Source organism: Micromonospora sp. NPDC047527 (assembly GCF_040643015.1).
In the GTDB taxonomy this organism is placed as follows: Bacteria; Actinomycetota; Actinomycetes; order Mycobacteriales; family Micromonosporaceae; genus Micromonospora.
Genome location: NZ_JBEYTK010000004.1, coordinates 302,590 through 322,240, shown reverse-complemented (window position 1 = coordinate 322,240; position 19,651 = coordinate 302,590). Strand labels below are relative to the sequence as shown.

Below are 19,651 nucleotides of genomic sequence, written 5' to 3'. Positions count from 1 at the left end.
ACAGCACGCCCAACCCGGTGACCCCGGCAGGGCACAATGAGCCTCATGTCTCGTCGCGTCACCCCCACGCTGCTGGCCACCACTCTGCTCATGGCTAGTCTGGTCGGCTGCTCCTCGGACGCCCCGAAGAACGAGAGCGCACCGGCGCCGGCCACGTCACCGCCCGCCGCCACCGCCACACCGACACCGCAGGTCCCCGCCGGGACCGCGCCGGAGACCACCTTCGCTGTCGGCGTACGCCAGCTGAAGCTGAACCGGGACGGCCGTGCGCTGCCGGTCACGCTCTGGTACCCGGCGGCCGGGAAGGCCGGCGGCGTGGCGAAGCGGTCCGCGACGGCCGCCGAGGGCCGCTTCCCGGTGGTGATGTTCAGCCACGGCTTCACCGCCCACCCGGACGACTACGCCCCGTTGCTGACCCGATGGGCGACCGCGGGATTCGTCGTGGCTGCGCCGATCTTCCCGCACACCTCGCGGGGCAGCGACGGCAAGCTCGTCGACGTGCTCAACCAGCCGGCCGACGTGTCGTACGCGCTGACCCAGGTGCTGGCGCTCGACGGCAAGGCCGGCGACGGGCTGCGCGGCCGGCTGGCCACCGACCGGGTGGCCGCGGCCGGGCACTCGGCCGGCGCGGTGACCACCATCGGCCTCTTCACGGGCGGCCGGGACGAGCGGCTGGTCGCCGGGGTGGTGTTCGCCGGTACGGCCGTCGGCGTGGGGACCGCGTTCGCGGGGGTGTCCGCGCCGCAGTTGTTCGTGCACGGCGAGTTGGACGAGGTGGTCGAGTACGCGGCGGGCAAGGCCGCGTACGAGAAGGTGCCGTGGCCGAAGGCGCTGCTGAGCCTGCCCAAGGGTGACCACGGGCGGGCGCTGCTCAGCGACGCCAAGACGCTGCGGGTCGTCTCGGACACGTCCATCGAGTTCCTCCGCTGGTCGCTGTACGGCGACGCCGCAGCCAAGGAGCGCATCTCGACCGGGGCCACGCGCGGCGGCCTGGCAACCTTCGACAACCACCTCTGACGCGCGCCGACCTATTCAAGATCCGTGCAACATCCAGGAAATAGTGGCCTCAGCGTCGCCGGAGACCACTATTTCCCTGATGTTGTGCGGATCTTGAGCGCGGCGGCCAGCGCGTCAGGCCGTGTGGTCGATGACGATCTTGCCGAAGGCGTCGCCGGAGTGCAGGCGGGCGAAGGCGTCCTCGACCCGGCTGAAGGGGACCACGCTGTCCACCACCGGGCGCACCTCGTTCTCGGCGCAGAACGCCAGCAGCTCGTACAGCTCCCCAGGGGTGCCCATCGAGGTGCCCAGGATCTCCAACTGCATGGCGAAGATCCGGCGGAGGTTGATCGACGGCTGGTGCCCGGCGGTCGCGCCGGAGACCACGATCCGGGCCATCGGCGCGGCCGACTTCAGCGAGTGGTCGAAGGTGGCCGCGCCGACCGTCTCGATCACCACGTCGACCCGCTCCGGCAGCCGGGCACCCGGTTCCACGGCGGTGGCGCCGAGCGCGGTGATCCGCTCCCGCTTGGTGGCGTCGCGGCTGGTCGCGTACACCCGCTTGCCCATCGCGACGGCGAGCGCGACGGCCGCGGTGGCGACGCCGCCGCCGGCACCCTGCACGAGCACGGTGTCCGCGTCCGCGACGCGACCCTTGGTCGTCAGCATCCGCCACGCGGTCAGCCAGGCCGTGGGCAGGCACGCCGCGTCGGTCGCCGCCAGCCCGTCGGGCAGCGGGATCAGGTTCGATCGGGGTACGGCGACCCGCTCGGCGAGCGTCCCTGCGAAGTGCTCGGAGAGGATGGACACCCCGCGCGGGTCACCCGGCGTGACGACCACCGGGTACACGACCACCTCGTTGCCCTCGGGGTCCACGGCGACCGCGTCGCAGCCGAGGATCATCGGCAACTGCGCCTCGGTGAGCCCCACCCCGCGCAGTGACCAGAGGTCGTGGTGGTTGAGCGAGGTTGCCCGGACCTGCACGGTCACCCAGTCGTCTTCCGGGTGGGTCGGCTCGGGCCGTTCACCGACCGTGAGCGCGGCGAGGGGATCGGAGTCGTCGAGGCGGGAGGCGAAGGCGGCACGCATGATCGGCACGGTAACAAGCTGAGCGCCCGTTAAGAAGGGTCCTCCCACGCCCGGGGCGTGAGAAAGACCCTTCTCCTCCAGCGTGGGTCAGCAGCTCATCGGCGGGCGACGCCGTCACGACGGGCCGCTTCGGCGACGGCCTCGGCGACGGCCGGCGCGACGCGCGGGTCCAGCGGCGACGGGACGATCGCGTCGGCGGTCAGCGACTCGGCCACCACACCCGCGATGGCGTCGGCGGCGGCGACCTTCATCCCCTCGGTGATCCGGGTGGCCCGCGCGTCCAACGCGCCCCGGAACACCCCGGGGAAGGCCAGCACGTTGTTGATCTGATTGGGGTAGTCGCTACGCCCGGTCGCGACCACCGCGACGTGCCGGGCGGCCACGTCGGGGTGCACCTCCGGGGTCGGGTTGGCCAGCGCGAACACGATCCCGCCCGGCGCCATCCCGGCGACCGCGGCCTCGGGGATCTGACCACCGGAGACGCCGATCAACACGTCCGCGTCACGCAGCGCCTCGGTGATGTCGCCCTGGCGGCCGGCGGCGTTGGTGCTCGCCGCCAACTCGGCCTTGGTGCCGGTCAGCTCGGTGCGGTGCCGGCCGATGATCCCCTTGGAGTCGCAGACGACCACCTGGTCGGGGTTGACGCCGCCGGCGATCAGCATCTTCGTCACGGCCACGCCTGCCGCACCCGCGCCGCTCACCGCCACCCGGAGGTCGCCGAGCTTGCGGTTGAGCAGGGTCGCGGCGTTACGCAGCGCGGCGAGCACCACGATCGCGGTGCCGTGCTGGTCGTCGTGGAAGACCGGGATGTCCAGCGCCTCGTCGAGCCGACGCTCCACCTCGAAGCAGCGCGGGGCGCTGATGTCCTCCAGGTTGATCCCGCCGAACGAGGGGGCCAGCGCCCGCACCACCGCGACGATCTCGTCCACGTCCTGGGTGTCCAGACAGACCGGCACCGCGTCCACCCCGGCGAACTGCTTGAACAGCACCGCCTTGCCCTCCATCACCGGCAGCGCGGCACGCGGGCCGATGTTGCCGAGCCCGAGCACCGCGGAGCCGTCGGTGACCACGGCGACGGCGTGCGACGCCCAGGTGTAGTCGTCGGCCAGGTCGGGGTTCGCCGCGATCGCCTCACACACCCGGGCAACCCCTGGGGTGTACGCGAGGGAGAGGTCTTCCCGGCTGGTGAGTGGCACCGTCGAGGCGACGGCCATCTTGCCGCCGACGTGCAGCTGGAAGACGGGATCAGCGGGGTCCACGGTGGACGAAGACATGGTGGTGACTCCAGGATCTGTCGAGCAGATGGGGCGGCCGGGCCCCGCCGCGAGGTGTGCGGCGAGCGGTGGCACGCGGTGCGGGGGTCACCCGGGCACTTTTCGAGCATAGTGTGGACGCCGCCACTCGGATGTGAGCAGGGTCATAACGGACGGCGGGGCACCCGTCCGGGGCGCGGCCAGTAGCGGGCCACCACCCTCCCCCGCACGTCGGCCACCCCGTACGCCCGGGAGTCGTCGGTGACCAGGTCGTTGTCGCCGCGCAGCCACCAGCCGCCGTCCTGTGGCCGAACCGCCCGCTTCACGACCAGCAGTTCGGGGCGTGTGCGGAACACCGCGACCACCACGTCACCGGGACGAATCGGGCGGCCTCCCGGCCTGACCAGCACCGCGTCGCCGTGCCGTAACGCCGGCGCCATGGAGGGACCGGTGACCAGGACGGCGGTCAGCGGCCCCCGCAGCCGGGGTGCCTCTGCCGGTTGATCGGCGCGCACGGGTTTCACCTCCAGCCGCTCGGGGAGCATTCCCAGGAGTAATGTCGCCTTTGATCATCGCAAACCTGCCATGGAGGATCCCGATGCGACTTTCCCGCATCCTTGCGCCCCGCGTCACCGCGAGCGCTCACTGCGACCTGCCGTGCGGCGTCTACGACCCGGCCCAGGCCCGGATCGAGGCCGAGTCGGTCAAAATGATCTGCGAGAAGTACCAGGCGAACACCGACCCGGAGTTCCGCACCCGGGCGGTCATCATCAAGGAGCAGCGCGCCGAGTTGGTCAAGCACCACCTGTGGGTGCTGTGGACCGACTACTTCAAGGCGCCCCACTTCGAGAAGTACCCGAACCTGCACACCCTGTTCAACGAGGCCACCAAGCTCGCCGGCGCCGGTGGCGTCAAGGGCAGCCTGGACCCGGCCACCGCCGACAAGCTGCTCTCGAAGATCGACGAGATCGCGAAGATCTTCTGGGAAACCAAGCAGGCGTGACCTCTCCGGTCATCCCGACGATCCGGCCGGCACGTCCCGAGGACGTGCCGGCCGTCGTCGCCATGGTGCACGACCTGGCGGAGTACGAACGCGCTCCCGACCAGTGCCACCTCACCACCGAGCAGTTGACCTCGGCTCTGTTCACGACCACTCCGGCGCTCTTCGGGCACGTCGCGGTCGACGAGCGTGACGAGCCGATCGGCTTCGCCCTGTGGTTTCTCAACTTCTCCACCTGGGCCGGAGTGCACGGCATCTACCTGGAGGACCTCTACGTCCGACCGGCCGCCCGGGGCACCGGCGCGGGCCGCCTGCTGCTCGCCACCCTGGCCGAGATCTGCGTCCAGCGGGGCTACCAGCGGCTGGAATGGTGGATGATCAACTGGAATCCGGCGGCCGGCTTCTACGCCTCGATCGGCGCCGAACAGATGAGCGAGTGGGTCCCCTACCGGCTCAGCGGCGACGCACTGCACGGCCTAGCCGCCCAGGGACAGGGCCGCCATCACGCGCCCGAACCATCGACCGGGTAGAGTCCCCGACCGGAGGGATGAGGCGTGACTCAACTGACCGGCCAGCCAGCGACCGACGACGACGTGGTGCACCTCACGGTGCCCGCCGACGGCGGTTACCTCGGCGTGCTCCGCACCGCCACCGCCGGTCTCGCGGCCCGGTTGCAGTTCGCGCTCGACGAGATCGAGGATCTGCGGATCGCGGTCGACGAGGCGTGCGCCATGCTGCTCGCCATCGCCACCCGGGACGCCGAGTTGGAGTGTCGCTTCTCGGTGACCGACGACGCCCTGACCGTCGAGGTGACCGTGCCGACCGTGCGGGATGCCACGCTGCCCGCCGAGTCGTCCTTCGCCTGGAAGGTGCTCACGGCCCTCACCACCTCGGCGTCCGCCACGGCCGCCGAGGGCCGGGCAACGATCTCGCTGCTCACCCGCCGCTCCAACGGCTAGCGACCAACCACCGCACCGCAACGGGTCAGCACCGGATCGCCGGGGCCACCCGTCGGGGTGGGGTCACTCGAAGCCGAGGGCCCGCGTCGTCGGTGGGCTGACCAGCAACCAGCCGACGCCCAGGCCGAGCGCCATCAGCGGCACGCCCAGCCAGCCCAGGCCGGCCTGGATCATGAACCACCCGATCGGCAGCAGCATCAACTGGAGCACGATCGCGGGGGCCCGCGCGCCGGCCCGCCTGCGCACCAGCGCGCGACCCAACGCCCAGAGCGCGACGGCCGCCCCGATGGCGAACCCGGTGACCAGCAACGCCGACGCGAGGTCGGTGGTGGTGGCGGTGAGGTCGGCCCAGAGCAGCCAGGCGGCGATCAGCCCGACGACGACCGCCTCCGCCCACAGCAGCCGAACCGCCCAGCGGAGTGTGACGGGAATCGGAGCCGAGTCGATGGTCACGCGCGCCACGATACCTGGGCTACCGGAAGGTACAGTGCCGCCCATGCGGGCCGTCCTGGTGGTCAATCCGAAGGCCACCACTACCAGCGAACGCAGCCGGGACGTGCTTGTCCGGGCGCTGCGCAGTGAAGTCGACCTCAGCGTGCGCTACACCCGCCGCCGCGGGCACGCCATGGCGCTGGCCCGCGAGGCCGCCGCGGAGGGCGTCGGCCTCGTCGTCACCCTGGGTGGTGACGGCACGGTGAACGAGGTGGTGAACGGCCTGATGGCGGCCGAGCCGCCAGCGGGTGCCGAGGGCGCCTCGATGGCCGACCGGCTGCCCGCGCTGGCCACTGTTCCGGGTGGTTCGACAAATGTGTTCGCCCGCGCGCTGGGCCTGCCCCGGGAGTGGCCGGATGCGACCAGCATGATCCTCGAAGGGCTGCGCCTGGGCCGGCAGCGGACGGTCGGGCTGGGCCGCGCCGACGACCGCTACTTCACCTTCTGCGCCGGGTTCGGGCTGGACGCCGCCGTGATCCACCGGGTGGAGCAGGCCCGGCGGCGGGGCCGCGTCTCCACTCCGGCGCTCTACCTGCGCTCGATCATGAACCAGTACTTTCTCGCCTCGGACCGGCGGCACCCGGCGATCAGCCTGGAGCGCCCCGGCGAGCCGGTGGAGGGCGAGCTGGCCACCGTCATCATCCAGAACACCGCCCCGTGGACGTACCTGGGCGACCGGGAGGTCAACCCGAACCCGGACGCGTCGTTCGACCTCGGGCTGGACGTGCTGGCACTGCGTCAGCTCCGAGTGGCTAGCACAACACGGACTGTGACTCAGTTCCTGTTCCGGAAGCCGGATCGCAGCGGGCGGCAGGTGTTACGACTCCATGACACAGCGGAGTTCACCCTGCTCTCCAGCCGTCCACAGGCGTTCCAGCTGGACGGCGACTATCTTGGCGAGCGGGAGAAAGTCAGATTCACATCCATTCCCGCCGCACTCAGAGTAATCTACTAGGTCTCGGGTACTGCCCTAGGTCGACGCGGCACCGCAACCGCAACGACGGTCGCCGCCACACCGAGGGGCAGGTGCCGGAAATGTCAGCAATGTCTCGCGGACTGTACTATATTGATCCTCGACTGTGGCACGGCGGGTAACCGGGAAGGCACTGGAACCCGGACAAATGGGCTGTGGGCTTGCTCACCGCACAGAGTTTTTCCGAGCGTCACCCTTGACATCACGAGCGATCGTGAAAGTATTCACAAGCGAACTTGAGTTACCGGGACATTGCCTGGATATGCTCGTCAGGTTGAGCTGTTCCAGCAGGTCCCCGGGACTAACTGCCTGCTCACGCACCGCCGAATGGACAGACGCGAACGGTCACCATCGGCACGCGGACGCATATAGGAAAAGCACGACCAAGCAATTGTTGCCACCCATCCAGAATGAGGAGTGTTGCCGCCATGGACTGGCGTCACCATAGTGTCTGCCGCGACGAGGACCCGGAACTGTTCTTTCCGATCGGGACGTCCGGACCGGCTCTCCTGCAGGTCGAGCAGGCAAAGGCCGTCTGCAGGCGCTGCTCCGTGACCGACCAGTGCCTGCAGTGGGCACTCGAGTCGGGTCAGGACGCCGGCGTCTGGGGCGGGATGAGCGAAGAGGAGCGGCGCGCTGTCAAGCGGCGCGGCGGTCTCCGGGTGCTGCGCGCTCACTCCGCCTGATCTCCCACGACACAGCAGTACGCCCCGGCGGGTCCGCCCGCCGGGGCGTTCAGCTTTCCCGGCAGCGTCAGACCGCCGCCGTTTCCGCTGGCCCCGGCTCTCGTCAGGCCGCTGACAGCATGGCGCCCTGGTCCTCGACCCGCCGCAGCACCAACCCGGCCAACTCCGGTGCGTCGGTCAACGGAGCTGCCACCGCCACCGCGCCGGCAGTCCGGGCCGCCACGGCCACCGCGTCGTGGAACAGGCCCGGTGCCAGGAAGTACGCGGCCACCGCCACCCGCCGCGCGCCGGCCGCCCGCAACCGGGACACCGCCACACCGGTCGCCGGTGGGGCCGCCGAGGCGTACGACACCCGGCAGGGCACTCCGAAATCCGCGCTGAGCGCGGCCGCCACCTGCCCCACCGAGCCACGTGCCCGCGCGTCCCGGGTGCCCGCCGCGGCCAGCACCAGCGCGTCGAAGCGGCCCGGATCCGCCTGACCGAGCCGACGGCGCAGCCCGGCCAGCAGCAGCGGGTCCACCGTCCCGTCCGCCGGGCCGAGCACGTCGGTCACACGTACCGCCAGCGTGGGCTCGACCCGCGTCGCGGCGGCGACGGCCGCGGGGATGTCCACCCGGCGGTGGTACGCGGCAGTCAGCAGCAGCGGCACCACCACCGCGCGTCGGTGGCCGGCCACGGCCAGCGCACGCAGCACCTCGGTCGGCCCCGGCTCGGTGTGGTCCAGCCAACTCGACCACACCTGAAGGCCCGGCCGGGCCGTCGACACCGCCCGAGCCAGCGCCCGGGTGGCCTCGGCGGCTCGCGGATCACGGCTGCCGTGGGCGACCAGCACCACCGGAGCCACCCCGCCGGCCGAGACTGCGCCGGTCGGGGTAGCCGAAGGGGAGGTCAGACGTGCAGCCCGCACTCGGTCTTCTCGAACATGGCCCAGCGGCCGGCCCGCGCGTCCTCACCGGCCTTGGTACGACGGGTGCACGGCCAGCAGCCGATCGAGCCGTACCCCTGCTTGAACAGCTCGTTGACCGGCACGTTGAAGCGGGCGATGTAGGAGTCCACATCCCCCTGCGACCAGGCCGCGATCGGGTTGACCTTGACCTTGCCGCGTCGCGCGTCGAAGGTCACGACCGGCGTGTTGGCACGCGTCGGCGACTCGTCCCGGCGCAGGCCGGCGGCCCAGGCGTCGTACCCGGACAGCGCCCGCTCCAACGGCTCCACCTTGCGCAGCTGGCAGCAGTCGTCCGGTGACTTGTTGAACAGCCGGGGGCCGTACTGACCGTCCTGCTGCCCGACGGTGAGCCGCGGCCGGATCGACCGGACGTTCACCGGGAGCGTCCGGGCCACCTCGTCGCGCACCCGGAGTGTCTCGGGGAAGTGCAGGCCGGTGTCGAGGAAGACCACGTCCACGCCCGGGGCGACCCGGGACACCAGGTGGGCCAGCACGGCGTCGGCCATCGAGCTGGTGACGCAGAAACGGTCGCCAAAGGTCTGCGCCGCCCACCGGGCGATCTCCAGTGCCGGGGCGCCCTCCAGCTCCTGAGCTGCCTGCTCGGCGAGCGCCCGCAGCTCGTCGGGGCCGCGCCGGGTCGGGTCGGCCGGCTGCGGCCCGCCCGGGCCGACCAGGCCCAGGCCGGCGGCGGAGACGAGACTCATCCGAGCTGACTCTTCGTTCCCGCCTGCGGGGCTCGCAAGCTCACTCCTCGCGCTCACCGGTTCACCGACCGGGAGAGCAACCCGGTGAACTTCACCGAGAAGACCCGGGTGCAGGCGTGGCACTCCCAGGCGCCGTGCCCCGCCTCGTGCGGCCGCAGGTCCTCCTCGCCGCAGTACGGGCAGTACAGAGGTGCCGCTCGGTTCTCGCTGCTCACCGCAGTTCCTCCTCGTCGACTCTGATCACCCAGTTGGCGAACGTCTCGCCCGCGCTCCGACCGGCCAGGTAACGGCGGGCCAGCCTTTCCACGTACTCCGGAAGCTCGTCGGCGGTGGTCTTCAGGCCGCGCAGCTTGCGGCCGAAACCGGCGGTCTGCCCCTGCGCCATGCCCAGGCCGCCGCCCAGGTGCACCTGGAAGCCCTCCACCTGCTGGCCGTCGGGGCCGACCACCAGCTGCCCCTTGAGCCCGATGTCGGCCACCTGGGTACGCGCGCAGGCGTTCGGGCAGCCGTTGATGTGGATCGAGATGTCCGCGTCGAAGTCACGCAGCCGCTGCTCCAGCCGGGCCACCAACTCCTCGCCGCGGGCCTTGGTCTCGACGATGGCCAACTTGCAGTACTCGATGCCGGTGCACGCCATGGTGCCGCGTCGCCAGGCCGACGGCCGGGCCTCCAGGCCGATCCCGCGCAGCGCGTCGACAAGCGACTCCGTCCGCTCCGACGGCACGTCGAGCACCAGCAGCTTCTGGTACGGGGTGAGCCGCACCCGGTCGCTGCCGTGCGCCTCGACCACGTCGGCCAGTTGGCTCAGCTGCGCGCCGGAGACCCGCCCGACCACCGGGGCCGCGCCCACGTAGTGCCGCCCGTCGGCCTGCTCGTGCACGCCCACGTGGTCGACCGGCTTCGCCGGCAGCTCCGGTGCCGGGCCGTCGAGCAGCGTCCGACCCAGGTACTCCTTCTCCAGGACCTCGCGGAAGCGCTCGACACCCCAGTCGGCCACCAGGAACTTCAACCGGGCCCGGTGCCGCAGCCGGCGGTAACCGTAGTCACGGAAGATCCCCACCACCCCGGCCCACACGTCCGGCACCTCGGCCAGCGGCACCCACACGCCGAGCCGCTGGGCGAGCATCGGGTTGGTGGAGAGGCCGCCGCCGACCCAGACGTCGAAGCCGGGACCGTGCTCGGGGTGGTCGACGCCGAGGAAGGCGATGTCGTTCGACTCGTACGGGGTGTCGACCAGCCAGGAGATGGACGTCTTGAACTTGCGGGGCAGGTTGGAGAACTGCTTGTCCCCGACGTACCGGGCGACGATCTCGTCGACCGCCGGGGTCGGGTCGAGCAGTTCGTCGCGGGCCACCCCGGCGACCGGGCTGCCCAGCACGATCCGTGGGCAGTCGCCGCACGCCTCGGTGGTCTGGAGGCCGACGGACTCCAGTCGACGCCAGATTTCCGGCATGTCCTCGACCCGGATCCAGTGGTACTGGATGTTCTGCCGGTCGGTGATGTCGGCGGTGTCCCGGGCGAACTCCCGGGAGATGTCCGCGATCACCCGCAGCTGCGCCAGGCTGAGCTGACCGCCGTCGATGCGGACCCGGAGCATGAAGAACTCGTCCTCCAGCTCGTGCGGCTCCAGCACGGCGGTGCGCCCGCCGTCGATGCCGGCCTTGCGCTGGGTGTAGAGGCCCCACCAGCGGAACCGGCCGCGAAGGTCCTGCGGGTCGATGGAGGCGAAGCCGCGGTGCGCGTAGATGGTCTCGATGCGGGCCCGGACGTTGAGCGGGTCGTCGTCCTTCTTGATGCGCTCGTTGGGGTTGAGCGGCTCGCGGTGGCCGAGCGCCCACTGACCCTCACCCCGGGGCTTGCGCGGCGCCCGGGCCGGGCGGGCCGTCGAGTCTCCGGAACGGGCCGGGATGCTGCTGACCGCCATCGCGGCGTCCTCCGTTGTCTGCTGTGCCTCGGGGCGAACGCGGGGCGCGGCGGCCGGCCCGCGAGAGCGGGCGGGACAACGGTGTCTGAGACAGCCGGCGCGGAGCGCGCCCGAGACGGATTAGTCGGGCGTCGTCAGTGGGCCGGACAGATCGCGCTGCGCACGCGGCCGTAATCGACGTGGCGACGAGCCACGAAGCGGCGGACGACAGCGGCGGTCATGGGGCCCATGCTGCCACACCGGATGGGGGCCAGCCAATGTACGCGTGCGGGATCCCACATCACGGGCCGGGTCGGCTCCCCTCCCCCGCGATCTTGCACATCCTGCCGCGATATAAGAGGCATTCCACTCATATCGGCGACCGAAACTGCAAGATCGACGCGGTTGGTGAGGGCACGGTCGGCGTGGCACTGTTGCGGGCTGAGCTCGCGGGCGGTTGCGGCGTGGCAGGCTCGGGGCTGTGGGCGGATTGTCCGACAAGTCGACCAGGGGCCTGCCGATCCGGCTGGCCGGCCCTGTCTGGCTGCTGCCGGCGGTGCTGACCCTCGCGGTCACCGCCACCGGGCTGGGATCGGCCCAGCTGTGGCGCGACGAGTTGGCGACCTGGAGCGCCGCCACCCGGTCCCCCGGCGACCTGGCCCGGCTGGCGGGCACGATCGACGCCGCCACCGGCCCGTACTACCTGCTGATGCACGGCTGGATCGCGGTCGCCGGTGACTCCACGGTCGCCCTGCGCCTGCCGGCTGCGCTGGCCATGACCGTCGCCGCCGGGCTGCTCGCCGTGCTCGGGGAGCGGCTGGTCGACCGACGTACCGGCCTCCTCGCCGGGCTGTTGTTCGCGGTGCTCCCCAGCACCTCCCGCTACGGGCAGGAAGCCCGCCCGTACGCCCTGGCCACCGCGCTCGCGGTGCTCGCGACCCTGCTGCTGGTGACCGCGCTGCGGCGGCCGGGGTGGGCCCGGTGGGCCGGGTACGCCGTCGCCGTGGCCGCGCTCGGGCTCACCCACCTGATCGCGCTCACCCTGCTCGCCGCGCACGCGCTGGTGGTGCTGCTCACCTGGTGGCGCGGGACCGTCGCGGCCGGCATCAGCCCGGTGCGCGAAACCACGTACGACACCCCGGCTGGCGGCGTCACGCGCCGGGACCGGCGGGTGTGGCGGTGGGTGCTGGCGCTGGTGCCGGCCGCGCTGGTGGTGACCCCCCTGCTGCTGCGCGCCCGGACGCAGCGCTCCCGACAGCTGAGCTGGGTGGCTCCGGCCCGGTTGGACGACCTGAGCGCGCTGCCCGGCGGAGTGGCGCAGAGCAGTGTGGTGGGCGGCCTGGTGGTCGGGATCGCCGCACTCGGCGCGGCCCGGCTCGGGCGGCGCGCCCTGCTGCCGGTGAGCGCGGTGCTCCTGCCTGTCGTGCTGCTCTTCGCCGCCGGGTCGGTCGTACCGCTGTGGGTGCCTCGGTACCTGGTCTTCGTGGTCCCCTTCGCCTGCCTGCTGGCGGGCGCGGCGCTGGCCGGGGTGGCCGTCCCGGCCGCGCTGGTCGTGGTGGTCCTGGCCGGGCTGCTCGGCCTGCCCGATCAGGCCGCGCTGCGGCGCACCCACGAGTGGCCACGCAGCGCCCCGGTGGACTACGCGGGTGCCGCACGGGTGATCGCCGACGGCCAGCAGCCCGGCGACGCGGTGGTCTACTCACCCCGGGACAGCTGGCTGTTCCTCGATCTGGGCGTCGATTACCACCTCGACGACCCGCCACGGGACGTGCTCGTCACCGAGGACGAGGTTCGCCGGGGTGACCTCTGGGCCACCGAGTGCTCGCGGCCGGCGCAGTGCCTCGCCGGCACCTCACGGGTGTGGCTGGTCGTCGCCGGGCGGCACGCCGAGCCGCTGGCCGTCGTGCAGGGGCCCAAGGGCGACGCGTTGCGCGCGGACTTCACTGTCGCGCAGGTCTGGCAACGCCCCGGCCTGACCGTCGCCCTGCTGACCAGCCGCTGACCCGACCGCGCCGTCGAGGCGGCGGGCCGCGTCAGATCTGTGAGCGGCCATCGGGGGCGGTGCGGGCCAGTGGGACGACCAGCAACGCCTCGGTGCCACCGTTGGCGCCGGCCCGCAGCTCGATGGTGCCGCGCAACTCCCCGGTGACCAGGGCACGGACGATCTGGAGGCCGAGTCGGCTGCCGCGTTCGGCATCGAATTCCGGCGGCAGCCCGCGCCCGTTGTCGGTCACCGAGACGTGCAGCATCTTGCGGAACCGATGCGCCGAGACCACCACCTCCGGCCGTCCGGACCCCTCGGTGTCCGCGAGGACGGCCGGCACCAACTCCGGGCCGGCGGCCGGCACACCGCCGCCGGACACGGGTGCGCCCTCCGGTTCGTCGGCGGGCGGGAAGCCGTGCTCGACGGCGTTGAGCAGCAGTTCGTTGAGGACCATCACCAGCGAGGTGGCGATCTCCGCCGGCAGCACACCGAAGCTGCCCTGACGGCGCATGCCGACGCTCACCTCGGTGGCCGCGACCTCGGTGGCCGCGCTGGCCACGCGGTCCACGATGCCGTCGAACTCGACCGCCTCGTCGCTGGACATGGAGAGCGTCTCGTGGACCAGCGCGATCGAGGCGACCCGGCGAACCGACTCCTCCAGGGCGACCCGCGCCTCCGGCATGGACACCCGGCGGGCCTGCAAGCGCAACAGCGCGGCGACAGTCTGGAGGTTGTTCTTCACCCGGTGGTGGATCTCCCGGATGGTGGCGTCCTTGGTGATCAGCGCCCGGTCCCGACGACGAACCTCGGTGATGTCGCGAACCAGCACCAGCGCGCCGATCGGCACCCCGGCCGGCATCAGCGGCAGCGCCCGGGTCAGCATCGTGGCGCCGCGCGCGTCGATTTCCCGCCGGGGCGGCGCCTCACCGCGCAACGCGGCCAGGATGCCGTTCGAGGCTTCGGTGCCGTCCAGCGGGTCGCCAGCCAGCCGACGATGCAGCACGGCCAGGTCCTCCCCCACCAGGTGGGACGCATAACCCAACCGCCGGTACGCGGACTGCGCGTTCGGGCTGGCGTAGGTGACCTTGCCGCCGGCGTCCAGCCGGACGAGGCCATCACCGACGCGGGGCGCGGAGGTGGTCTCTCCCGGGTGCCGGGGCGGCGGGAAGGTGCCGTCCGCGATCATCTGGGCCAGGTCGTCGGCCGTGGTCAGGTAGTTGAGTTCCAGTTGGCTGGGGGTGCGCGCGGTGGAGAGGTTGGTGTCCCGACCGACCACGGCGATCACCTCGCCGGCCTCGCCATCGGCGGTGCGCAGCCGGACCGGGATCGCCTCGTGCCGGGCCGGCACGTCGCCGTACCAGACCGGGTCGCCCTCCCGCCAGATCCGACCCTGGGAGTACGCGACCCCCAGGTGCGCCACCTCAGGCCCGCCGATGATCCGCCCCACCTGGTCGTCCTGGTACGCGGTGGGGGCGGTCGTCGGGCGGACCTGGGCGACGCAGAGGAACGTGCCGTCGTCGTCGACCGGCACCCAGAGCAGCAGATCGGCGAAGGACAGATCGGAGAGCAACTGCCAGTCACCGGCGATCCGGTGCAGGTGGTCGATGTCGGCCGGTCGGAGATGGGTGTGCTCCTCGGCGAGGTCGCGCAGCGTGGACACGGTGACCAGGGTGCCACGCCGCGCCTCACATCGTCGCGGTGACCTTCTTCAACCCGCGCGGCGCGTCCGGATCCTCGCCGCGGCTCAGCGCCAACGCCAACGCCAGTCGCTGCAACGGCAGGATGTCCAGCAGCGGCGCGTACCGCTCGTCGACCTCGGGAACGGCGAGCCGGGTGGCGCCCGGCACATCGGCGGAGCCGACCACCACGACGTCGGCGCGGCGCTCACCGAGGCGGGGCAGCACCTCGCCCATCGACCGGCCACCCGGGCCGGAGCCGACCACGGCGAGCACCGGGACCTCCGGGTCGGTCATCGCGAGCGGGCCGTGCAGCAGGTCGGCGCCGGAGAAGGCGAGCGCCGGCAGGTACGACGTCTCCATCAGCTTGAGCGCGGCCTCCCGGGCGGTCGGGTACGCGTACCCGCGCCCGGTGGTGACCAGTTGGCGGGCGAAGCGGTAACGCGGCGCGAGCTGGGCCGGGGTGTCGTCGGCGAGGGTCCTGGCGGCCAGCTCGGGCAGCGCGGCGAGCGCCTCCCGCTCGGCCGCCGGGAGCACGCCGTCGCCGGCCCGGATGCCCTCCACCAGCATCAGCAGGGCGAGCATCTCAGCGGTGTACGTCTTGGTGGCGGCCACCGCCCGCTCGTGCCCGGCGGCGATGTCGATGCTCAGCTCGGCCGCCTCGGCCAACGGGGACCCGGGGGCGTTTGTCACCGCGAGGGTGAGCGCACCGGAGGCACGCGCGGCGCGCAACACCTCGCCCAGGTCGGGTGAGCCGCCGCTCTGGCTGACGCCGACGACGAGCGCGTCGGACAGGTCGGGGCGGGCGCCGAACAGGGTGACCGCGCTCGGCGACGCGAGCCCGGCGGGCAGGCCGAGCCGGATCTCGGTCAGGTACGCCCCGTAGAGGGCCGCGTGGTCGGAGGTGCCCCGGGCGGTGAAGACCACGTGTCGCGGCCGGCGCTCGGCGACGGCCGCCGCAACCCGGGCGATCGACCCGGCGTTGGCGGTGGAGAGCAGGCGGGCGTAGCCGTCCGGCTGCTCGTCGATGTCGGCGGCCATCCCGGCCCCTGCACGTGTCACGAACACTCCCCTCATGCGCGGTTGCCGCGCGTTTCCTGCTCAGCCTTGCACGTTTGCTTCGATCACAGCAACCGATCGAGCAGTAATGCGCAGTTGATCACCCAACTACCCCAATATCAACTACGCTGGGCCGGCTATGCAGCTGCGACGAGAGGACGACGTGCCCGAGGGAAGGGAAGACCCCGCGCTCTCCGCGACGGAGGAGCTGGCCCTCGCCCGGCTGGCACTGGACGAGGGCGACCTGCGCCACGCCGCCGACCACCTCGCCAGCGCCCTGGCACGGGCACCCACGCTGCCGGAGGTGCACGAGACCTTGGCCCGCCTGGCCGCGGCTGACGGCGGCGGGCTCGACCTCTTCCCGATCACCCACCACACCTTCGTCGGCGCGGTCGTGGCCCGCGCCCACCTGCTGGCCGCCTCCGGCCGCCCCGCGGAAGGGTTGGAGCTGCTCGCCGCGGCGACCGGCCACGCACCCGGGACGCAGTGGGCCGGCGTGCCGTGGGTGACCGCGTCCGAACTGGTCGAGCGGCTGGAGCCGGAGCACATCGCCCGGGTCCTCATGCAGGTCTGCGCCGTGCTGCCCGACCCGGTGCCCCGGGCCGGACGGGCCGCGCTCACGCCGTACCTCACGCTGGCGCGCAACGCGGCCACCGTCCACCCCGAACACGGCCTGCTGCTGGGCGCGGCGTCCGCGCTGGCCCGGCGGCTCGGCGAGGTCCCGCTGGCGATCCGCTGGGCCAGCCGAGGGGTACGGACCCAGCCGTCGAAGATGGGTGAGGTCTGGCTCGGGTACGCGTACCGCAGCGCGGGCCGGACCCGCGACGCCCTCGCGGCCCTCTACCGGGCCGTCGACCTGGACCCCGACGACCTGGCCATCTACGCCGACATCGCGGGCACCCTGGCCGAGACCGGGCGACTCGACGACGCGCTGGAGTGGACCGAGCGGGCGCTGGCCCGGGACCCGTCCTTTGACTGCGCGGTGCACACGGCCCACCGCCTGCGACACCTGCGCGACGGCGACCTGGCCCACCTGGTCGCGCTCGCCGACTTCATCCGTGACCACCCGGACGACAGTCACGAGCACGGCGATCTGGCCCAGTGCTGCCGGGGCCGGCCCTGGCTGGGGCAGTTGACGCCGGCCGGCGGTCCGCTGGTCGACGCGCTGCGCCAGGCGGTCGCCGACGACGACAACGGTCTCGGCAGCGCCGTACGCCTCGCGGCGGCGGCCCCACCGAGCGCCCTGCGGACGGCCACCTCGGTGGCGCCGGGGCTGCGGATCGAGGTGGCCGGCACGCCGGAGCCGGACCCGCGCGAGCCCCGGCGGGCGTCCGCCCAGCGACTGTGGCACTTCGCGGAGAACGTGCCGACGCCCGCCCTGCCGGCCCCGTCGGCGGCGGCGGTCGAGCGCATCGGGCAACTGGCCCATCCGGCGTGGCCGCACCCGCCGGCCGCCTACGACGCGGCGGTAGGCCTGGCCGGGCTCGACCTGGGTGACCTGCTCGGGCTGCTGGTGCACCCGCCGGCGGCACCGGCCAACGCACTCGGCCGGCTGCTGGCCGCCCAGGACCCGTCGATCTGGGTACGCGGTGTGCAGGTGTGGGCCTGCCTGGGGCTGCTGCACCACCGCACGGACGAGCCGTGGGAGGAGTCGACCCGACGCCGGGTGCTGCTCGACCTGGTCTGGGGCGTAGAGGACTGGGTCACCGAGGCCGCGATGTTCGCCCTGGTCACGGCCGCCTGGGTGGATCCCTCCGTACGGCCGGACGTGGCGCGGGCAGTGGCGGAGCGACTCGCCGACGCGGCCGCCGTGGCGCGGGCCCGACCGGTCCCGATCGCCGTCTCGCTGGCGTACCTGGCGCTGGCCGCCCCGGAGCTGGACGCCACAACCGCGTCGCTGGCCACCAGCCTGATCGGTGACCTGTCCCCCCAACTCCCGCGCCCCCGCAACCCCCTACGCCGCCTCTGGCAACGCCTCATCGCCCCCCGCCGCCGCTAACCCCCCTGGTCCCCCCGCCCTCGCCCCCCGGCTCCCGGCTCCCGGCTCCCCGCTCCCCGCTCCCCGCTCCCCGCTCCCGCGATCTTGCACTTGCGGTCGCCGGTTTGTCGGGTATGGAAATTTATGTCGGGGCAGAGAGTGCAAGATCGCGGGGAGGGCGGCCCGGCACCGGCGCGGAGGGGCGGAGCAAGGGCGCGCCGCGCCGGCCCGGAAGGGTGGCGCGGCGCGATGGGTCCGGGGTTGGGTTAGGCGACCGGGGCCTTGCCGAGGGCGATCTCGGCCTCTTCCTCGGGAGTGGCCTGCGGCGGCGCCTCGTTGGCGGTACGCAGCGGGATCTCCTTGATGAACCAGGCGAGCACCGGGATCACGATGGTGAACAGCACCGCCCAGAGGAACACGTGCGAGATCGCGCCGGCGAGACCGTCGAGCACCAGCTCGCGCGCCTGGGCGGGCAGTTCCTTGAGCTTCGCCAGGTCCATGCTGCCGCCGCCCTCACCGCCGAAGGCCGCGCCCCCGGCGGAGTCGGCGAGCCGATTGGCGAAGATCGCTCCGAACAGCGAGATGCCGAACGAGCCGCCGATCGACCGGAAGAAGGTCGCCGCGCCGCTGGCCGCGCCGAGGTCCTTCTGCTCCACGCTGTTCTGCGCGATGAGCATGGACGTCTGCATGAGGAAGCCCATGCCGGCACCCAGCACGATCATGTACAGCGAGGACTGCAGTTTGCTGGTGTTGGTGTCGAGCATGGCGAGCAGCCCCATGCCCGCGGTCATCACCACACCACCGATGATCGGGTACGCCCGGTACCTGCCGGTCTTCGTGATCGCCCGCCCGATGACCAGCGAGACGACCAGCATGCCGAACATCAGCGGCAGCAACAGCAGGCCGCTGTTGGTCGCCGAGGCCCCCTGCACCGTCTGCTGGTAGAGCGGCAGGAAGTTCATCGCGCCGAACATCGCGAACCCCAGCAGGAAGCCGATCAGCGAGATCAGCGCGAAGTTGCGGTTGGCGAAGAGCGCCAACGGGAGGATCGGCTCCGACACCCGGCGCTCGACCAGGCCGAACGCCACCAGCGCCACCAGACCCAGCACGGCCAGGCCGAGGATCTGCGGTGAGGTCCAGTCGTACTGGTTGCCACCCCAGGTGGTGATCAGCACGATCGCGGTGATGCCGACCGAGAGCAGCCCGGCGCCGAGCCAGTCGATCCGGTGCTCGGTGCGGTACTTCGGCAGGTGCATCGTGGTGATCAGCAGGAGCAGCGCGACGCCGCCCAGCGGCAGGTTCACGTAGAACGCCCAGCGCCAGGAGAGGTGATCGGTGATGAAGCCACCGACCAGCGGGCCGGCGACCATGGCGATGGCCATGATGCCGGCGATCATGCCCTGGTAGCGCCCACGCTCGCGAGGCGGGACCAGGTCGCCGATGATCGCCATCACGCCGACCATGAGACCGCCGGCGCCGAGGCCCTGTACGGCCCGGAACGCGATGAGCTGCACCATGCCGTCCTGCGGGCCGCCCAGCATCGCGGAGCCGGCCATGCCGCAGAGGGCGGAACCGAGCAGGAAGATGCCGACCGAGGTCAGGAAGACCGACTTGCGGCCGTACAGGTCACCGAGCTTGCCCCAGATCGGGGTGGAGACGGTGGTGCCCAGGACGTACGCGGTGACGACCCAGGTGAAGTGGTTGAGGCCGCCGAACTCGCCGACGATCCTCGGTAGCGCGGTGCTGACGATCATGTTGTCGAGCATCGCGAGCATCATTGCGATCATCAGCCCAAAGAGGACGACCCGTACGTTGGGTCGCGCGCTGGCCTGGGTCACCTGCGTCATGGGTAAGCTCCCCCGAAGTGCTTGCACTACTTACTTGCCGACCGGCTAGTCACCTTACTAGCCGGACGGTAAGTTGGGCACGAACTGCCGGTCAAGTGAATTGGGA

Annotated in this window: 19 protein-coding genes; 8 read left to right on the top strand and 11 right to left on the bottom strand. The window is 72.1% G+C overall.

Going from position 1 to position 19,651, the window contains the following annotated elements; genetic code table 11:
- Positions 1 to 45: 45 nt before the first annotated feature.
- The gene (locus ABZ808_RS18240; protein ID WP_357007535.1) at positions 46 to 1,017 is read left to right on the top strand and encodes a chlorophyllase; all 972 of its coding nucleotides are present in this window, start codon (positions 46 to 48) and stop codon (positions 1,015 to 1,017) included.
- Positions 1,018 to 1,131: 114 nt separating this feature from the next.
- Here the strand turns inward: ABZ808_RS18240 and ABZ808_RS18235 are convergent, their stop codons facing one another.
- The 3 genes from ABZ808_RS18235 to ABZ808_RS18225 all read right to left on the bottom strand — a co-directional run bounded on the left by ABZ808_RS18235 (position 1,132) and on the right by ABZ808_RS18225 (position 3,853).
- Positions 1,132 to 2,094 (bottom strand): zinc-binding dehydrogenase, encoded by a 963-nt coding sequence (locus tag ABZ808_RS18235; RefSeq protein ID WP_357007532.1) that lies wholly within the window; start codon positions 2,092 to 2,094, stop codon positions 1,132 to 1,134.
- A gap of 86 nt (positions 2,095 to 2,180) precedes the next feature.
- Positions 2,181 to 3,359, bottom strand: a complete 1,179-nt coding sequence (locus tag ABZ808_RS18230; protein WP_357007530.1) for an NADP-dependent malic enzyme — start codon at positions 3,357 to 3,359, stop codon at positions 2,181 to 2,183.
- Positions 3,360 to 3,502: 143 nt separating this feature from the next.
- Complete coding sequence (locus tag ABZ808_RS18225; protein WP_357007528.1) at positions 3,503 to 3,853, bottom strand: S24/S26 family peptidase; 351 nt, start codon at positions 3,851 to 3,853, stop codon at positions 3,503 to 3,505.
- Positions 3,854 to 3,936: 83 nt separating this feature from the next.
- Between ABZ808_RS18225 and sodN the strand changes: the two genes are divergently transcribed.
- The 3 genes from sodN to ABZ808_RS18210 are packed head-to-tail and all read left to right on the top strand — an operon-like array spanning position 3,937 to position 5,297.
- Positions 3,937 to 4,341, top strand: a complete 405-nt coding sequence (gene sodN, locus ABZ808_RS18220; RefSeq protein ID WP_357007525.1) for a superoxide dismutase, Ni — start codon at positions 3,937 to 3,939, stop codon at positions 4,339 to 4,341.
- Positions 4,338 to 4,868, top strand: a complete 531-nt coding sequence (locus tag ABZ808_RS18215; protein ID WP_357007523.1) for a GNAT family N-acetyltransferase — start codon at positions 4,338 to 4,340, stop codon at positions 4,866 to 4,868. The genes sodN and ABZ808_RS18215 overlap by 4 nt, the downstream gene beginning before the upstream one ends.
- 24 nt (positions 4,869 to 4,892) lie before the next feature.
- Complete coding sequence (locus ABZ808_RS18210) at positions 4,893 to 5,297, top strand: ATP-binding protein (RefSeq protein WP_357007521.1); 405 nt, start codon at positions 4,893 to 4,895, stop codon at positions 5,295 to 5,297.
- Positions 5,298 to 5,360: 63 nt separating this feature from the next.
- Here ABZ808_RS18210 and ABZ808_RS18205 read toward each other — a convergent pair whose 3' ends face one another.
- The gene (locus ABZ808_RS18205; protein WP_357007519.1) at positions 5,361 to 5,750 is read right to left on the bottom strand and encodes a hypothetical protein; all 390 of its coding nucleotides are present in this window, start codon (positions 5,748 to 5,750) and stop codon (positions 5,361 to 5,363) included.
- A 43-nt stretch (positions 5,751 to 5,793) separates the two neighbouring features.
- Between ABZ808_RS18205 and ABZ808_RS18200 the strand changes: the two genes are divergently transcribed.
- Together ABZ808_RS18200 and ABZ808_RS18195 are read left to right on the top strand one after the other, a co-directional pair.
- Positions 5,794 to 6,744 carry a diacylglycerol kinase family protein gene (locus tag ABZ808_RS18200; protein ID WP_357007517.1) on the top strand — a complete coding sequence of 317 codons (951 nt, stop codon included), beginning with the start codon at positions 5,794 to 5,796 and terminating at the stop codon, positions 6,742 to 6,744.
- A gap of 446 nt (positions 6,745 to 7,190) precedes the next feature.
- Positions 7,191 to 7,448, top strand: a complete 258-nt coding sequence (locus ABZ808_RS18195) for a WhiB family transcriptional regulator (RefSeq protein WP_088950012.1) — start codon at positions 7,191 to 7,193, stop codon at positions 7,446 to 7,448.
- Between the two features lie 103 nt (positions 7,449 to 7,551).
- Here the strand turns inward: ABZ808_RS18195 and ABZ808_RS18190 are convergent, their stop codons facing one another.
- From ABZ808_RS18190 to ABZ808_RS18175, 4 genes are read right to left on the bottom strand one after another with little or no spacing between them, the layout of a single operon-like run.
- On the bottom strand, positions 7,552 to 8,283 hold the full coding sequence (locus ABZ808_RS18190; protein WP_357008204.1) for a CbiX/SirB N-terminal domain-containing protein: 732 nt from the start codon (positions 8,281 to 8,283) through the stop codon (positions 7,552 to 7,554).
- Between the two features lie 53 nt (positions 8,284 to 8,336).
- Positions 8,337 to 9,098 (bottom strand): phosphoadenylyl-sulfate reductase, encoded by a 762-nt coding sequence (locus ABZ808_RS18185; protein WP_357007514.1) that lies wholly within the window; start codon positions 9,096 to 9,098, stop codon positions 8,337 to 8,339.
- Positions 9,099 to 9,151: 53 nt separating this feature from the next.
- Positions 9,152 to 9,313: a hypothetical protein gene (locus ABZ808_RS18180; RefSeq protein ID WP_357007511.1), complete on the bottom strand. Its 162-nt coding sequence runs from the start codon at positions 9,311 to 9,313 to the stop codon at positions 9,152 to 9,154.
- Complete coding sequence (locus ABZ808_RS18175) at positions 9,310 to 11,022, bottom strand: nitrite/sulfite reductase (RefSeq protein ID WP_357007508.1); 1,713 nt, start codon at positions 11,020 to 11,022, stop codon at positions 9,310 to 9,312. The genes ABZ808_RS18180 and ABZ808_RS18175 overlap by 4 nt, the downstream gene beginning before the upstream one ends.
- Positions 11,023 to 11,482: 460 nt before the next feature.
- Here ABZ808_RS18175 and ABZ808_RS18170 point away from each other — a divergent pair, with 460 nt between their 5' ends.
- Positions 11,483 to 13,003, top strand: a complete 1,521-nt coding sequence (locus ABZ808_RS18170; protein WP_357007505.1) for a glycosyltransferase family 39 protein — start codon at positions 11,483 to 11,485, stop codon at positions 13,001 to 13,003.
- Positions 13,004 to 13,034: 31 nt separating this feature from the next.
- Here ABZ808_RS18170 and ABZ808_RS18165 read toward each other — a convergent pair whose 3' ends face one another.
- Together ABZ808_RS18165 and ABZ808_RS18160 are read right to left on the bottom strand one after the other, a co-directional pair.
- Positions 13,035 to 14,645 (bottom strand): histidine kinase N-terminal domain-containing protein, encoded by a 1,611-nt coding sequence (locus ABZ808_RS18165; protein ID WP_357007502.1) that lies wholly within the window; start codon positions 14,643 to 14,645, stop codon positions 13,035 to 13,037.
- 25 nt (positions 14,646 to 14,670) lie between these two features.
- Positions 14,671 to 15,702 carry an SIS domain-containing protein gene (locus ABZ808_RS18160; RefSeq protein ID WP_357008202.1) on the bottom strand — a complete coding sequence of 344 codons (1,032 nt, stop codon included), beginning with the start codon at positions 15,700 to 15,702 and terminating at the stop codon, positions 14,671 to 14,673.
- A gap of 157 nt (positions 15,703 to 15,859) precedes the next feature.
- Here ABZ808_RS18160 and ABZ808_RS18155 point away from each other — a divergent pair, with 157 nt between their 5' ends.
- On the top strand, positions 15,860 to 17,719 hold the full coding sequence (locus tag ABZ808_RS18155) for a tetratricopeptide repeat protein (RefSeq protein ID WP_357007499.1): 1,860 nt from the start codon (positions 15,860 to 15,862) through the stop codon (positions 17,717 to 17,719).
- Positions 17,720 to 17,964: 245 nt separating this feature from the next.
- Here the strand turns inward: ABZ808_RS18155 and ABZ808_RS18150 are convergent, their stop codons facing one another.
- Entirely contained in the window at positions 17,965 to 19,545 is a 1,581-nt protein-coding gene (locus ABZ808_RS18150) for an MDR family MFS transporter (RefSeq protein ID WP_357007496.1), read from the bottom strand.
- Positions 19,546 to 19,651 lie beyond the last annotated feature (106 nt).

Coding starts and splice junctions, on each gene's coding strand:
- ABZ808_RS18240 (WP_357007535.1), top strand. CDS start 46: ATGTCTCGTCGCGTCACCCCCACGCTGCTGGCCACCACTCTGCTCATG.
- ABZ808_RS18230 (WP_357007530.1), bottom strand. CDS start 3,359: ATGTCTTCGTCCACCGTGGACCCCGCTGATCCCGTCTTCCAGCTGCAC.
- sodN (WP_357007525.1), top strand. CDS start 3,937: ATGCGACTTTCCCGCATCCTTGCGCCCCGCGTCACCGCGAGCGCTCAC.
- ABZ808_RS18200 (WP_357007517.1), top strand. CDS start 5,794: ATGCGGGCCGTCCTGGTGGTCAATCCGAAGGCCACCACTACCAGCGAA.
- ABZ808_RS18195 (WP_088950012.1), top strand. CDS start 7,191: ATGGACTGGCGTCACCATAGTGTCTGCCGCGACGAGGACCCGGAACTG.
- ABZ808_RS18185 (WP_357007514.1), bottom strand. CDS start 9,098: ATGAGTCTCGTCTCCGCCGCCGGCCTGGGCCTGGTCGGCCCGGGCGGG.
- ABZ808_RS18175 (WP_357007508.1), bottom strand. CDS start 11,022: ATGGCGGTCAGCAGCATCCCGGCCCGTTCCGGAGACTCGACGGCCCGC.
- ABZ808_RS18160 (WP_357008202.1), bottom strand. CDS start 15,702: ATGGCCGCCGACATCGACGAGCAGCCGGACGGCTACGCCCGCCTGCTC.
- ABZ808_RS18155 (WP_357007499.1), top strand. CDS start 15,860: ATGCAGCTGCGACGAGAGGACGACGTGCCCGAGGGAAGGGAAGACCCC.
- ABZ808_RS18150 (WP_357007496.1), bottom strand. CDS start 19,545: ATGACGCAGGTGACCCAGGCCAGCGCGCGACCCAACGTACGGGTCGTC.